Genomic DNA, 14778 nt, shown 5'->3' with positions numbered 1-14778 from the left:
CTTCACAACCTATAGAAGCTCGCCATGGCGAGCTTCTTTTATTTCCTTGAAGAAAGGGTTAGGAGGTTCAACGCATGGGAGATCATTACTATACGAACGATCCACGTTCGGAAAGTGCCCCGGAGACATGGACGTACGAGTTGCGAGGGAAACAGTATCATTTCACTTCGGACCGCGGTGTGTTCTCGAAAGGATCAGTCGATTTTGGGTCGCGTCTTTTAATTGAGTCGTTTGAAGTGCCTGATGTCTCAGGACGTATTTTAGATGTAGGCTGTGGCTATGGTCCGATGGGGATCTCGCTTGCCGATGCCTCTGGGCGTGAAGCCTTGCTCATCGATGTGAATGAGCGTGCGCTGGCGCTCTCTGAGCAAAACGCCGCCCGTAATGGAGTGACGGTCGAAACACGACTTTCTCACGCGTATGACGCGGTGGGGGGAGAACGGTTTGCCGCCATTGTCACCAATCCGCCGATTCGTGCGGGGAAACAAGTCGTCCATACGATCTTGCGTGAAGCACATGCGCATTTGGTCGATGGAGGAGCAATCTATGTCGTCATTCAGAAAAAACAAGGAGCGCCTTCTGCTAAGAAGTTATTAGAAGAGGTGTTTGGTCAAGTCGAAACGATTGCGAAAGAAAAAGGTTACTTTATTTTCCGAGCAATTCGGTCTTGACAAACGGTGAAGTCTTGTTGACTCGCTATAACGTATATGCTAACATTATAAAATGCCATTGGAATGGAATTCGCTTGAAACTGCCGTGTCTGCTGCTTTTTAGAGACGGAAAACGAGCGACATTCAATGACAATGTTCGATTACTACGCCCGAAAAATTCGCTAAAGAATTGGGGGTCTGAGAGGTGAATCAGTTGACTGGTCAACTTGTTCAGTACGGTCGTCACCGTCAGAGAAGAAGCTTTGCCCGTATCAGTGAGGTATTAGAGCTTCCGAATTTGATTGAAATTCAAACTGCTTCTTATGAGTGGTTCTTGCGTGAAGGATTGAAGGAAATGTTCACGGACATTTCACCGATTTCCGACTTCACAGGAAACCTCGTATTGGAGTTCATCGATTACTCGCTCAGTGAGCCGAAGTATTCAATCGATGAATCGAAGGAGCGCGACGTTACTTATTCTGCGCCACTTCGCGTAAAAGTACGTCTCCAAAACAAAGAGACAGGTGAGCTTAAGGAACAAGAAGTATTCATGGGTGATTTCCCGCTCATGACAGAATCGGGAACGTTTATCATTAATGGTGCAGAACGCGTCATCGTTTCCCAGCTTGTTCGTTCACCGAGCGTGTACTATAACGCTAAACTCGATAAAAACGGTAAACGTGGATTTGGCGCAACCGTCATCCCGAACCGTGGTGCTTGGCTCGAACTCGAGACAGATGCCAAAGATATCGTTTATGTTCGTATCGACCGTACCCGTAAAATCCCGGTAACGGTGTTGTTGCGTGCCCTCGGATTCGGTACGGACCAAGAGATTATCGACCTTCTCGGGGATGACGAATACCTTCGTAACACCCTTGAAAAAGATAATACAGAGTCTACAGAGAAAGCGTTGATCGAGATTTATGAGCGTCTCCGCCCTGGTGAACCACCAACGGTAGAAAATGCGAAATCACTTCTCGTGTCACGTTTCTTCGACCCGAAACGTTATGACTTAGCGAACGTCGGTCGCTACAAGATGAACAAAAAGCTTCATCTTAAGAACCGTTTGTTCGGTCAAAAATTGGCGGAAACGCTCGTGGACCCAGAAACAGGCGAAGTACTCGCTGAAGCTGGAACAGTCCTCGATCGCCGCAACTTAGATCGTATCCTCCCACACTTGGAGAGCGGCCTCGGTTATGTCGATGCGGAACCAACTGGTGGTGTCGCTGAAGGTGAACCGTTCGGTCTTCAATCAATCAAAGTCATCTCACCAGATGACCCAGATGGAGAGCGTGTCTTGAACATCATCGGAAATGGCAATATCGACCGTAGTATTAAACATATTACGCCGGCTGATATTATCGCTTCAATCAACTACTTCTTCAACTTACTTCACGAAGTCGGAACAACAGATGACATCGACCACTTAGGAAACCGTCGTCTTCGTTCAGTCGGAGAACTTCTCCAAAACCAATTCCGTATCGGGCTTTCTCGTATGGAACGTGTCGTAAAAGAGCGTATGTCGATTCAAGATCAAAACGCGATCACACCGCAGGCGCTTATCAACATTCGTCCGGTTATCGCATCATTGAAAGAGTTCTTCGGTAGCTCGCAATTGTCACAGTTCATGGACCAGACGAACCCGCTCGCTGAGTTGACGCACAAACGCCGTCTCTCTGCACTTGGACCGGGTGGTTTGACACGTGAGCGTGCCGGTTTCGAAGTTCGAGACGTTCACTATTCGCACTACGGTCGGATGTGTCCAATCGAAACACCAGAGGGACCGAACATCGGACTCATCAACTCACTCTCGTCTTATGCGAAAGTGAACGAGTACGGTTTCATCGAAGCACCGTATCGTCGCGTTGACCCGGAAACAGGTCTTGTCACTGGCGATATCCAATATATGACGGCTGATGAGGAAGACCTCTACGTCGTTGCACAGGCGAACATGCCGCTCACAGAAGACGGTCACTTTGCAGACGAACAAGTTCTTTGCCGCTTCCGCGGACAAAACTTGTCAGTTGAGCCAAGCCGAGTCGATTACATGGACGTTTCGCCGAAACAGGTTGTTTCTGCCGCGACAGCATGTATCCCGTTCCTTGAGAACGATGACTCGAACCGTGCCCTCATGGGAGCGAACATGCAACGTCAAGCAGTACCGCTTCTCCAACCAGATTCACCAATCGTCGGTACTGGAATGGAGTACGTGTCTGCGAAAGACTCTGGGGCAGCAATCGTTGCGAAATACCCAGGTGTCGTTGAGCGTGTCACAGCGCGTGAAATCTTGATCCGTCGTACGTCTGACGTTAACGGTTCTGAGGTTTCAGGTGATTTAGACCGCTACAAACTTCAAAAATATGTCCGTTCTAACCAAGGGACATGCTACAACCAAAAACCAATCATCGCAGCTGGCGACCGTGTCGAAAAAGGAGAAATCCTTGCAGACGGTCCGTCGATGGATATGGGTGAGCTCGCGCTCGGCCGTAACGTCGTCGTTGCCTTCATGACTTGGGATGGTTACAACTATGAGGATGCGATCATCATGAGTGAGCGTCTCGTGAAAGATGACGTGTACACATCGATTCATATCGAAGAGTACGAGTCAGAGTCACGTGACACGAAACTCGGACCAGAGGAAATCACACGTGATATTCCAAACGTCGGAGATGACGCGCTTCGTAACTTGGACGATCGTGGAATTATCCGCATCGGAGCTGAAGTCAAGGATGGCGATATCCTCGTCGGTAAAGTAACGCCTAAAGGAGTTACGGAATTGACGGCGGAAGAGCGTCTCTTGCACGCAATCTTCGGTGAGAAGGCACGTGAAGTACGTGATACGTCACTTCGTGTACCAAACGGTGGAGACGGAATCATCTTGGATGTCAAAGTGTTCGATCGTGAAAACGGCGACGAGTTGTCTCCGGGCGTCAACCAGATGGTACGTGTCTACATCGTTCAAAAACGTAAGATTCACGAAGGGGATAAGATGGCGGGACGTCACGGTAACAAAGGTGTTATCTCGCGGATCCTCCCTGAAGAAGATATGCCATACATGCCAGACGGTACACCGGTTGACATCATGCTCAACCCGCTTGGGGTACCATCTCGTATGAACATCGGTCAGGTGCTTGAACTTCACTTAGGGATGGCGGCGAAGAAGCTCGGCATCAAAGTGGCGACACCTGTATTCGATGGAGCGCGTGAGGAAGACGTATGGGCAACGATTGAAGAGGCTGGTATGGATAAAGATGCGAAGACGCGTCTCTATGACGGTCGTACGGGTGAACCGTTCGATAACCGTGTCTCTGTCGGTGTCATGTACATGATCAAACTCGCGCACATGGTTGATGATAAACTTCACGCTCGTTCGACTGGACCATACTCACTCGTTACGCAACAACCGCTCGGTGGTAAAGCACAGTTCGGTGGTCAGCGCTTCGGGGAGATGGAAGTTTGGGCTCTTGAAGCGTACGGCGCAGCCTACACGCTCCAAGAAATCTTGACAATCAAGTCGGATGACACGGTTGGTCGTGTGAAAGCATACGAGGCCATCGTGAAAGGCGAGAGCGTTCCGAAAGCGGGCGTTCCTGAATCATTCCGCGTCTTGATCAAAGAGCTTCAAGCGCTCGGTATGGAAGTCAAGATGATGTCAGCGGATGATGAAGAAGTCGAAATGAAAGATGAAGATGACGACAACATCCCGAACGCAACATCGGCGTTAGAACAAGTCGTTCAACCGACTGTTACGGAAGAGGAATAAGGCGAAAAGGGAGGTCGGCCCCTTGGTAGATGTTAATCGATTTGAATATATGAAAATCGGCTTGGCTTCATCAGAGAAGATCCGTTCGTGGTCTTACGGTGAAGTCAAAAAGCCGGAAACGATCAACTATCGTACACTTAAACCAGAGAAGGACGGATTATTCTGTGAACGAATCTTCGGTCCTACGAAAGACTGGGAATGTTACTGCGGGAAGTACAAACGTATCCGTTATAAAGGAGTCATTTGTGACCGCTGTGGCGTTGAAGTGACGAAAGCGAAAGTGCGTCGCGAGCGAATGGGCCATATCGAGCTCGCGGCACCAGTTTCGCACATCTGGTACTTCAAAGGGATTCCAAGCCGCATGGGGCTTGTTCTCGATATGTCACCACGTGCACTTGAAGAAGTGATTTACTTCGCTTCTTACGTGGTCACAGAGCCAGGTGATACACCGCTCGAGAAGAAACAACTTCTCTCGGAAAAAGAATTCCGTCTCTATCGTGAAAAATACGGTAGTGACTTCAAAGCAGACATGGGTGCTGAAGCGATCCGTACACTCCTTCAAGACGTTAATCTTGAAAAAGAAGTGAGCGAGCTTCGTGAAGAGTTGAAAACTGTCCAAGGTCAACGTCGTACACGTGCGATCAAGCGTTTGGAAGTTCTCGATGCGTTCTTCACATCAGGGAACAATCCGGATTGGATGATCCTTGAAGTACTTCCTGTCATCCCACCAGAGCTTCGCCCAATGGTACAGCTCGACGGTGGACGCTTTGCAACATCTGACTTGAACGACTTGTATCGTCGAGTCATCAACCGTAACAACCGTCTCAAACGTTTGCTCGACCTCGGCGCGCCGAACATCATCGTGCAAAACGAGAAGCGTATGCTTCAAGAAGCGGTTGACGCCCTCATCGACAACGGTCGTCGTGGTCGTCCGGTAACAGGTCCTGGTAACCGTCCGCTCAAATCACTTTCACACATGTTGAAAGGGAAACAAGGTCGCTTCCGTCAAAACCTTCTCGGTAAACGGGTCGACTACTCAGGACGTTCGGTTATCGTCGTCGGACCGAACTTGAAGATGTATCAGTGTGGTCTTCCAAAAGAGATGGCACTTGAGCTCTTCAAACCGTTCGTGATGAAAGAGCTTGTCGGTCGCGGCATCGCTTCGAACATCAAGAACGCAAAACGCAAAATCGAGAAGATGCAACCTGAAATCTGGGGCGTCCTTGAAGAAGTCATCCGTGAGCATCCGGTTCTCTTGAACCGTGCCCCGACACTTCACCGTCTTGGTATTCAAGCATTCGAACCGATTCTTGTTGAAGGTCGTGCGATTCGCCTTCACCCACTCGTATGTACGGCTTATAACGCCGACTTCGATGGTGACCAAATGGCCGTCCACGTTCCGCTTTCTGCAGAAGCACAAGCGGAAGCACGTCTTCTCATGCTCGCTGCACAGAACATCTTGAACCCGAAAGACGGAAAACCGGTTGTTACACCATCGCAGGATATGGTCCTCGGTAACTACTACATCTCACTCGAACGTGAAGATGCCGTCGGTCAAGGGAAAGTGTTCTCGAACGTCAACGAGGCGTTGATCGCTTACCAAAACGGATATGTCCACTTGCACTCGCGTGTGGCACTTCCGGCACGTACGCTCAACAACCCGACGTTCACAGACGAGCAGAACGAGAAATTGCTCATTACGACTGTTGGTAAGATGATCTTCAACGAGATCTTGCCAAACACGTTCCCATACTTGAACGAGCCGACAATGGAAAACTTGCAGGAAGCAACTCCTGATAAGTACTTCATCGACAAAGGGGCGAACGTTGCGGAAGAAATCGCATCACGTCCAATTATCGACCCGTTCAAAAAAGGATTCCTTGGAAAAGTCATCGCGGAAGTGTTCCAGAAGTTTGAAACGACTGAAACAAGCCGCATGCTTGACCGCATGAAAGATCTCGGCTTCAAACACTCGACGAAAGCCGGTGTGACAGTTGGGATCGCCGACATCATCGTACTTCCTGATAAACAGGAAATCTTGGATGAGGCACAAAAACAAGTCGACCAAATCATGAAGTCGTTCCGTCGTGGTCTCATCACAGAAGATGAGCGTTACGAGCGCGTTGTACGTGCATGGAACGAAGCGAAGGATGAAATTCAATCTCGATTGATGAAATCCCTCAACCGCTTGAACCCGATCTTCATGATGTCTGATTCTGGTGCCCGTGGTAACGCATCTAACTTTACGCAGCTTGCGGGTATGCGTGGTTTGATGGCCGCTCCATCTGGTCGCATCATCGAACTTCCAATCAAATCGTCGTTCCGTGAAGGTCTGACGGTTCAAGAGTACTTCATCTCGACTCACGGGGCTCGTAAAGGTCTTGCCGATACAGCCTTGAAGACAGCTGACTCAGGTTACTTGACGCGTCGTCTCGTTGACGTTGCGCAAGATGTCATCATCCGTGAAGAAGATTGTGGAACAGACCGCGGAATCCGTGTTTCTGCACTCCGCGAAGGTACGGAAGAAATCGAAAACTTGTACGACCGTCTCGTCGGACGTACATCGTTTGAAACAGTCACACACCCTGAAACGGGCGAAGTGTTGGTTGATAAGAACGAATTGATCACAGAAGATATCGCACGCGTCATCGTTGATGCGGGTGTCGAGCAAGTTGAAATCCGTACAGCCTTCACATGTAACACGTCACACGGCGTATGTAAGAAGTGTTACGGACGTAACTTGGCTACTGGATCAAACGTTGAAGTCGGGGAAGCCGTCGGTATCATCGCCGCACAATCAATCGGTGAGCCAGGAACGCAGCTTACAATGCGTACCTTCCACACAGGTGGGGTTGCCGGAGACGATATCACACAAGGTCTTCCACGTATCCAAGAGGTATTCGAAGCCCGTAACCCGAAAGGTCAAGCGGTCATCTCGGAAATCTCTGGTACGGTCATCGACTTCACGGAATCGCGTGACAAGCGTGAACTCACGGTCGAAGGATTCAGTGAAACACGTTCTTACACGATTCCATTTGGAGCGCGTCTCCGTGTTCAAATCGGCGATACAGTAGAAGCCGGTGAAGTCTTCACGGAAGGTTCGATCGATCCGAAAGAATTGCTCGCCGTCCGTGGTGTATCTGGTGTTCAGAACTACCTTCTCCAAGAAGTTCAAAAAGTATACCGGATGCAGGGGGTAGAAATTGGTGATAAGCACGTTGAGGTTATGGTTCGCCAAATGCTTCGTCGTGTCAAAGTCATCGAGTCTGGTGACACACCACTTCTCCCAGGTTCACTTGTCGACATCAGCGTCTTCAAAGAAGCGTGTAAAGATGCGATTCGTGACGGAAAACACCCAGCGACTGCAAAACCAGTCCTTCTTGGGATCACGAAAGCATCGCTTGAGACAGATTCGTTCCTCTCAGCGGCTTCGTTCCAAGAAACGACGCGTGTCTTGACAGATGCGGCAATCAAAGGGAAACGCGACTATCTCCTCGGACTCAAAGAGAACGTCATCATCGGTAAACTCGTTCCAGCTGGTACTGGAATGGCTGTCTACCGCGATGTCGAACTTAAAGAAGATGAGGCGCCAGTTGCACTCGAAGATACAACCGTCGAGTAAAATACGTCTTGACAGCGCAGGTTGGCGGTGCTACTATGATTTAGTGCCGCCAATCGGTTGTTGTCGATGACAACGATGTCCAGCAGTCGGCAAGCTACTTGGACGTCCATCCGAACTTTCTACGGGAAGGTTTGGCTGCTACAATTGCCACTTTCAAGGTATAACTCACGTTTTTGCGAGGTCATGGAATGCCTACGCCTCGTAAAAGCGTTTCGTTATGACCTTAAATGAACCACCCGGGTCGGTGGGACTAGAAAATAGCAACATTCAGGAAGGGAGGATCTTCAAAGATGCCTACTATTAACCAGTTAGTCCGTAAAGGACGTAAATCGAAAGTCGTTAAATCTGACTCTCCAGCACTTAACAAAGGTTACAACAGTTTCATCAAGTCACAAACAAACGTGAGCTCACCACAAAAACGTGGTGTTTGTACACGTGTTGGTACAATGACTCCGAAGAAACCGAACTCGGCGCTTCGTAAGTATGCTCGTGTTCGTTTGACTAACCAAATCGAAGTGACTGCGTACATTCCAGGTATTGGCCACAACCTTCAAGAGCACAGCGTTGTTCTTATCCGTGGAGGACGTGTAAAAGACTTACCAGGGGTACGTTACCACATCGTTCGTGGTGCGCTTGACACTGCAGGTGTTGATGGACGTATGCAAGGCCGTTCTAAATACGGTACGAAGCGTCCGAAAGCTGCGAAGAAGTAATTCTCGCCAACTAAAATACAATTGAAATTTTGAAAGGAGGGTACTCGGATGCGTAAAAACCGTGCAGAACGTCGTGACGTTATCGCAGATCCGATCTACAACTCGAAATTGGTAACTCGCCTCATTAACCGTGTCATGTTAGACGGTAAAAAAGGTACAGCTCAAACTATCATTTACAACGCATTTGGCCTCATCGCTGAACGCTCAGGCAAAGAGCCTATGGAAGTGTTCGAAGAAGCAATGAACAACATCATGCCTGTACTTGAAGTTAAAGCACGCCGTGTAGGTGGAGCTAACTACCAAGTTCCTGTTGAAGTTCGTCCAGAGCGCCGTACAACACTTGGTCTTCGTTACCTCGTGAACTACGCTCGTCTCCGCAACGAAAAAACGATGGAGCAACGTATCGCGAATGAAATCATGGATGCAGCCAACAACACTGGTGCGTCTGTTAAGAAACGCGAAGACATGCATAAGATGGCAGAAGCAAACAAAGCGTTTGCTCACTATCGTTGGTAATTTAATCGTAAAGTCCACTCCGCCAAGCATGGCTTAACGGAGTGGCTTTCGGGTATAATCATATCGTGTGCGCGCACACGAAAATCAAACATGCGGAAGGAGAATACCCAGTATGGCAAGAGAATTCTCCCTAAAGAATACTCGTAACATCGGGATCATGGCTCACATCGATGCCGGTAAAACGACAACAACTGAACGTATTCTTTATTACACAGGTCGTATCCACAAAATTGGTGAAACGCACGAAGGTGCTTCACAAATGGACTGGATGGAGCAGGAGCAAGAGCGTGGAATCACGATCACTTCAGCTGCGACAACTGCACAGTGGAATGGCCACCGTGTAAACATCATCGATACACCTGGACACGTAGACTTCACAGTAGAAGTTGAACGTTCACTCCGTGTACTTGATGGTGCTGTTGCTGTACTTGACGCTCAGTCAGGTGTAGAACCACAAACTGAAACTGTATGGCGTCAAGCGACGACATATGGTGTACCACGTGTCGTATTCGTCAACAAGATGGATAAAATCGGCGCAGACTTCTTGTACTCTGTGAAGACGCTCCACGATCGTCTTCAAGCGAACGCTTACGCGATCCAACTCCCAATCGGAGCAGAGGACGATTTCAAAGGGATCATCGATCTCGTTGAAATGAAGACTTACATGTACAACAACGACCTCGGTACTGACATCGAAGTAACAGATGGCTTCCCAGCTGACATGGCTGACCAAGCTGAAGAACTTCGCGGTCAATTGATCGAAGGTGTTGCTGACTTCAACGAAGAGTTGATGATGAAGTACCTTGAAGGTGAAGAGATTTCAATCGATGAATTGAAAGCTGCAATCCGTCAAGCGACACTTAGCGTTGAATTCTACCCTGTACTCGTTGGTTCTGCCTTCAAGAACAAAGGTGTTCAGCTCATGCTTAACGCCGTTGTTGATTACCTCCCATCACCAGTTGATGTTGAGTCAATCAAAGGGATCAACCTCGATACAGAAGAAGAAATCACGCGTGAGCCTTCTGACGAAGCTCCATTCTCAGCACTTGCGTTCAAAGTTATGACTGACCCTTACGTCGGTAAATTGACGTTCTTCCGCGTGTACTCTGGTACAGCTGAAGCAGGATCATACGTGAAGAACTCGACTAAAGGGAAGCGTGAGCGTCTCGGTCGTATCCTTCAAATGCACGCAAACAGCCGTGAAGAGATTCCAATGGTATACGCTGGTGACATCGCCGCTGCTGTTGGTTTCAAAGACACGACTACTGGTGACACGCTTTGCACAGAGAAAGATAACATCGTTCTCGAGTCAATGACGTTCCCAGAACCAGTTATCTCGGTTGCAATCGAGCCTAAATCGAAAGCAGACCAAGATAAGATGGGTCAAGCTCTTGCGAAACTCGCAGAAGAAGATCCAACATTCCGCACTGAAACAAACCCTGAGACTGGTCAAACGATCATCTCTGGTATGGGTGAGCTTCACCTTGATATCCTCGTTGACCGTATGCGTCGCGAATTCAAAGTAGAAGCTAACGTTGGTGCACCACAAGTTGCTTACCGTGAAACAATCCGTGGCGCTGCGAAGATCGATTCGAAATTCGTTCGTCAGTCTGGTGGACGCGGTCAGTACGGTCACGTTGTCGTAGAATTCGAGCCGAACGAAGAAGGCGCTGGATTCGAGTTCGAGAACAAGATCGTCGGTGGTGTTGTACCACGTGAATACGTCCCAGCTGTTCAAAACGGGATTGAAGAAGCTCTCGAAAACGGTATCCTCGCTGGTTACCCAGTAGTTGACGTTAAAGCTCGCCTCGTATTCGGATCGTACCACGATGTCGACTCGAACGAGATGGCGTTTAAAGTTGCTGCTTCGATGGCGGTTAAACAACTTAAGGACCAAGCGAAAGCTGTCATCCTTGAGCCAATGATGCGTGTTGAAGTTGTTATCCCTGAAGAATACATGGGTGACATCATGGGTGACGTAACGTCACGCCGTGGACGCGTAGAAGGTATGGAAGCTCGCGGTAACGCACAAGTCGTTAAAGCGATGATTCCACTTTCAGAAATGTTCGGTTACGCAACATCACTTCGTTCACGTACACAAGGACGTGGAACGTACTCGATGCACTTCGATCACTACGAAGAAGTACCGAAATCAATTGCTGAAGAAATCGTCAAAAAAGCGAACGGCTAATAACGGTTGTATCGCTAGATTGATTGTTGTAAGCTAAGGAGGACGTATGTTAAAAGTAACCTACGTCTTCCTAGTTAAATAAAAACTAATCGTTTAATAGAGGAGGAATCTAGAATGGGTAAAGAAAAATTCGACCGTTCTAAACCGCACGTTAACGTTGGTACAATCGGCCACGTCGACCACGGTAAAACAACTTTGACTGCAGCAATCTCTGCTGTACTTTCACGTGCACAAGGTAAAACAGCTACTAAGTTTGACCAAATCGATGGTGCTCCAGAAGAGCGCGAGCGCGGTATCACAATCGCAACAGCTCACATCGAGTACGAAACTGACAAGCGTCACTACGCACACGTTGACTGCCCAGGACACGCTGACTATGTTAAAAACATGATCACTGGTGCTGCTCAAATGGACGGCGCGATCCTCGTTGTATCTGCAACAGATGGCCCAATGCCACAAACACGTGAGCACATTCTTCTTTCACGTCAAGTAGGTGTTCCTTACATCGTAGTCTTCATGAACAAAGTTGACATGGTAGACGACGAAGAGCTCCTCGAACTCGTTGAAATGGAAATCCGTGAACTTCTTTCTGAATACGACTTCCCAGGCGACGACCTCCCTGTAATCAAAGGTTCTGCACTTGGCGCACTTAACGGTGAAGCTCAGTGGGAAGAAAAAGTTATGGAACTCATGAACGCTGTTGATGAGTACATCCCAGAACCAGTTCGTGACACAGACAAAGACTTCATGATGCCTGTTGAGGACGTATTCTCAATCACTGGTCGTGGTACTGTAGCGACTGGTCGTGTTGAGCGTGGTGTTCTCCGCGTCAACGACGAGATCGAAATCGTTGGTCTTACAGAAGAAACTAAGAAAACTGTATGTACTGGTGTAGAGATGTTCCGTAAGCTTCTTGACTATGCTGAAGCTGGCGACAACATCGGTGCACTTCTCCGTGGTGTATCACGTGACGACATCGAGCGTGGACAAGTACTTGCTAAGCCAGGTTCAATCACACCACACTCAAAATTCAAAGCATCAATCTACGTTCTTTCTAAAGAAGAGGGTGGCCGTCACACGCCATTCTTCGCGAACTACCGCCCGCAGTTCTACTTCCGTACAACTGACGTAACAGGTATCGTTCACCTTCCAGAAGGTACTGAAATGGTAATGCCAGGAGACAACATCGAGTTGACGATCGAATTGATTTCTACAATCGCGATCGAAGACGGTACACGTTTCTCTATCCGTGAGGGTGGCCGTACTGTAGGTGCTGGTTCAGTAACAGAAATCATCGAGTAATCGATTGATTCAACTGAACAACTTCAAGCAGTCCGCAATATGCGGGCTGCTTTTTTGTGTTTCTGGATGAGCGTGGTAAGATGAAGCATACGAGAAAGGAGTGACGTCATGTTGAAACAATTAGAGACGGTTTGTCGCTTGAATGGAATCGCATATCGTATCGGTGGTTCGCAACTGTTAAAGCATCATGGCATTGTCGACGAAACGAATGACATTGATGTTTTCGTAGAGCCCGATCAGTTTGAACGGTTAGACCAGATCTTGAGTCGTGCCGGAGAGAAACAATCATCTGAACCACATGAGGCATACTTGACGACGTACTTTGGGGAGTATGTTTTCGAGGGGACCGACGTAGATGTCATGTCCAGTTTTCGCATGAAGTGTACTGACGGCATCTATACACATCCTTATATAGAAGCAGAAGGGAACTGGATGCACCTCGAAGAATGGATTGTCCTTTATACAGTCATCGGTCGAGAGGATAAACTGACGCGTCTGGCTCGCTATTTTGAGACACACGATATAAATGAAGGAATTGTTCATGCGTGTTTAAGAAGAGCCCCACAATCGGTCGTAGAAGGGGTAACGGAGCGATTTGGAGAGATGATGAAACGCTAGGTCGAGTTGACATGGGAGTTCGTTTGAAAAATAGTTCAATAAAAGAATGAATTTTCTCTTGCAAAAGCTCGCGAATCTTGTTACATTAGGGAACGTTGAGCAACTCATCAGACAACCAGCAACTTCAAAAATCTAATCTTGCATTCCATGACCAGATTAGATATAATGATTAAGTGTTTGTGCGAGTGGTGAGAGACTTTACAGCAGAAAATGGGTCCAATCGTTGATTTGCAATGATCGGATGCCTCTGCTGACACAAGCACGCTGCGTTGAAGCGGGAGGTTATGACACGCCAGGCAGCATTGCCATGGCCGGTGTGGAAATTTCCGCGGAGAATTGTCTATTTTTAAAATAGGCGACAAAGGAGGGAAACAAACATGGCAAATGAAAAAATTCGTATTCGTTTAAAAGCATATGACCATCGCGTTCTCGATCAATCAGCTGAGAAGATCGTTGACACTGCGAAGCGTTCAGGTGCAAAGGTATCGGGTCCAATCCCGCTCCCAACTGAAAAATCGGTTTACACGATCCTTCGTGCGGTTCACAAGTACAAAGATGCTCGTGAGCAGTTCGAAATGCGTACACACAAACGCTTGATCGACATCGTAAACCCAACACCGAAAACAGTCGATTCGCTTATGCGTCTCGAGTTACCATCAGGTGTAGACATCGAAATCAAACTTTAATTCTTCATATAGTAGATACTAGCCAGAAGAGACAATTAATTATTTAACAGGAGGTGTATCTCATGGCTAAAGGAATCTTAGGAACAAAACTTGGTATGACTCAAATCTTCAACGAAGCAGGCGAAGTTGTACCGGTAACAGTAGTTGCTGTAGAAGGTAACGTCGTTCTTCAACTTAAAACAGTTGATACAGACGGTTACGAAGCAGTTCAACTTGGTTTCGGAGACATCAAAGAATCACGTCAAAACAAACCATCAAAAGGTCACGCTGCGAAAGCAAACGCGACACCTAAGCGCTTCATCAAAGAAGTTCGTACTTCAGTAGAAGGATACGAAATCGGTCAAGAGATTAAGGCAGACATTTTCGCTGCAGGTGAATTAGTAGACGTTACAGGTACATCGAAAGGTAAAGGATTCCAAGGTGCGATCAAGCGTCACGGACAATCACGTGGACCAATGGCTCACGGTTCGCGCTACCACCGTCGTCCTGGTTCGATGGGTCCTGTCGCTCCTAACCGCGTATTCAAAGGGAAACTTCTTCCTGGTCAAATGGGTGGAGAGCGTAAAACAATTCAAAACCTTGAAATCGTTAAAGTTGATGTGGAACGCGGCCTTCTCCTCGTGAAAGGTGCTATCCCAGGCGCTCGTAAATCGAACGTCATCATCAAATCAGCGGTCAAAGGTAACTAATTAACTGCACGGAAAGGAGGAATTACGA

At 48.0% G+C, this 14778-nt stretch carries 10 protein-coding genes; all 10 read left to right on the top strand.

Translation table 11 applies throughout. The annotated features are described in order from the left end of the window. Positions 1-74 precede the first annotated feature (74 nt). The 10 genes from KNO92_RS12570 (at position 75) to rplC (ending at position 14750) form a co-directional block, all read left to right on the top strand. Complete coding sequence (locus tag KNO92_RS12570) at positions 75-671, top strand: class I SAM-dependent methyltransferase (RefSeq protein ID WP_074032423.1); 597 nt, start codon at positions 75-77, stop codon at positions 669-671. A 193-nt stretch (positions 672-864) separates the two neighbouring features. Beyond that, positions 865-4413: a DNA-directed RNA polymerase subunit beta gene (rpoB, locus tag KNO92_RS12565; RefSeq protein WP_214697140.1), complete on the top strand. Its 3549-nt coding sequence runs from the start codon at positions 865-867 to the stop codon at positions 4411-4413. Positions 4414-4435: 22 nt separating this feature from the next. Beyond that, complete coding sequence (gene rpoC / locus KNO92_RS12560) at positions 4436-8035, top strand: DNA-directed RNA polymerase subunit beta' (RefSeq protein ID WP_214697121.1); 3600 nt, start codon at positions 4436-4438, stop codon at positions 8033-8035. Between the two features lie 290 nt (positions 8036-8325). Further along, entirely contained in the window at positions 8326-8748 is a 423-nt protein-coding gene (gene rpsL / locus KNO92_RS12555; protein ID WP_012727683.1) for a 30S ribosomal protein S12, read from the top strand. A 48-nt stretch (positions 8749-8796) separates the two neighbouring features. Next, positions 8797-9264, top strand: a complete 468-nt coding sequence (gene rpsG / locus KNO92_RS12550; protein WP_021066600.1) for a 30S ribosomal protein S7 — start codon at positions 8797-8799, stop codon at positions 9262-9264. 112 nt (positions 9265-9376) lie between these two features. After that, the gene (gene fusA, locus KNO92_RS12545) at positions 9377-11455 is read left to right on the top strand and encodes an elongation factor G (protein ID WP_214697122.1); all 2079 of its coding nucleotides are present in this window, start codon (positions 9377-9379) and stop codon (positions 11453-11455) included. 114 nt (positions 11456-11569) lie between these two features. After that, positions 11570-12757, top strand: coding sequence for an elongation factor Tu (gene tuf, locus KNO92_RS12540; RefSeq protein WP_214697124.1), 1188 nt, complete (start codon positions 11570-11572; stop codon positions 12755-12757). Between the two features lie 108 nt (positions 12758-12865). Then, a complete protein-coding gene (locus KNO92_RS12535; protein ID WP_214697126.1) occupies positions 12866-13375 on the top strand; it encodes a hypothetical protein in 510 nt (169 codons plus the stop codon). A gap of 377 nt (positions 13376-13752) precedes the next feature. Continuing rightward, positions 13753-14061, top strand: a complete 309-nt coding sequence (rpsJ, locus tag KNO92_RS12530; RefSeq protein WP_074032438.1) for a 30S ribosomal protein S10 — start codon at positions 13753-13755, stop codon at positions 14059-14061. Positions 14062-14123: 62 nt separating this feature from the next. Further along, on the top strand, positions 14124-14750 hold the full coding sequence (rplC, locus tag KNO92_RS12525) for a 50S ribosomal protein L3 (RefSeq protein ID WP_074032441.1): 627 nt from the start codon (positions 14124-14126) through the stop codon (positions 14748-14750). Positions 14751-14778 lie beyond the last annotated feature (28 nt).

Origin of the sequence: Exiguobacterium sp. s129 (assembly GCF_018617585.1) — a bacterium.
Taxonomy (GTDB): Bacteria; Bacillota; Bacilli; order Exiguobacteriales; family Exiguobacteriaceae; genus Exiguobacterium; species Exiguobacterium aestuarii_A.
The sequence above is the reverse complement of the archived record's forward strand: the minus strand, read 5'-3'. Positions and strand labels throughout refer to the sequence as shown.

Excerpts from the sequence above, each read along its gene's own strand:
- fusA (WP_214697122.1), top strand. The coding sequence starts at position 9,377 with ATGGCAAGAGAATTCTCCCTAAAGAATACTCGTAACATCGGGATCATG.
- rpsL (WP_012727683.1), top strand. The coding sequence starts at position 8,326 with ATGCCTACTATTAACCAGTTAGTCCGTAAAGGACGTAAATCGAAAGTC.
- KNO92_RS12535 (WP_214697126.1), top strand. The coding sequence starts at position 12,866 with ATGTTGAAACAATTAGAGACGGTTTGTCGCTTGAATGGAATCGCATAT.
- tuf (WP_214697124.1), top strand. The coding sequence starts at position 11,570 with ATGGGTAAAGAAAAATTCGACCGTTCTAAACCGCACGTTAACGTTGGT.
- rpsG (WP_021066600.1), top strand. The coding sequence starts at position 8,797 with ATGCGTAAAAACCGTGCAGAACGTCGTGACGTTATCGCAGATCCGATC.
- KNO92_RS12570 (WP_074032423.1), top strand. The coding sequence starts at position 75 with ATGGGAGATCATTACTATACGAACGATCCACGTTCGGAAAGTGCCCCG.
- rpsJ (WP_074032438.1), top strand. The coding sequence starts at position 13,753 with ATGGCAAATGAAAAAATTCGTATTCGTTTAAAAGCATATGACCATCGC.
- rplC (WP_074032441.1), top strand. The coding sequence starts at position 14,124 with ATGGCTAAAGGAATCTTAGGAACAAAACTTGGTATGACTCAAATCTTC.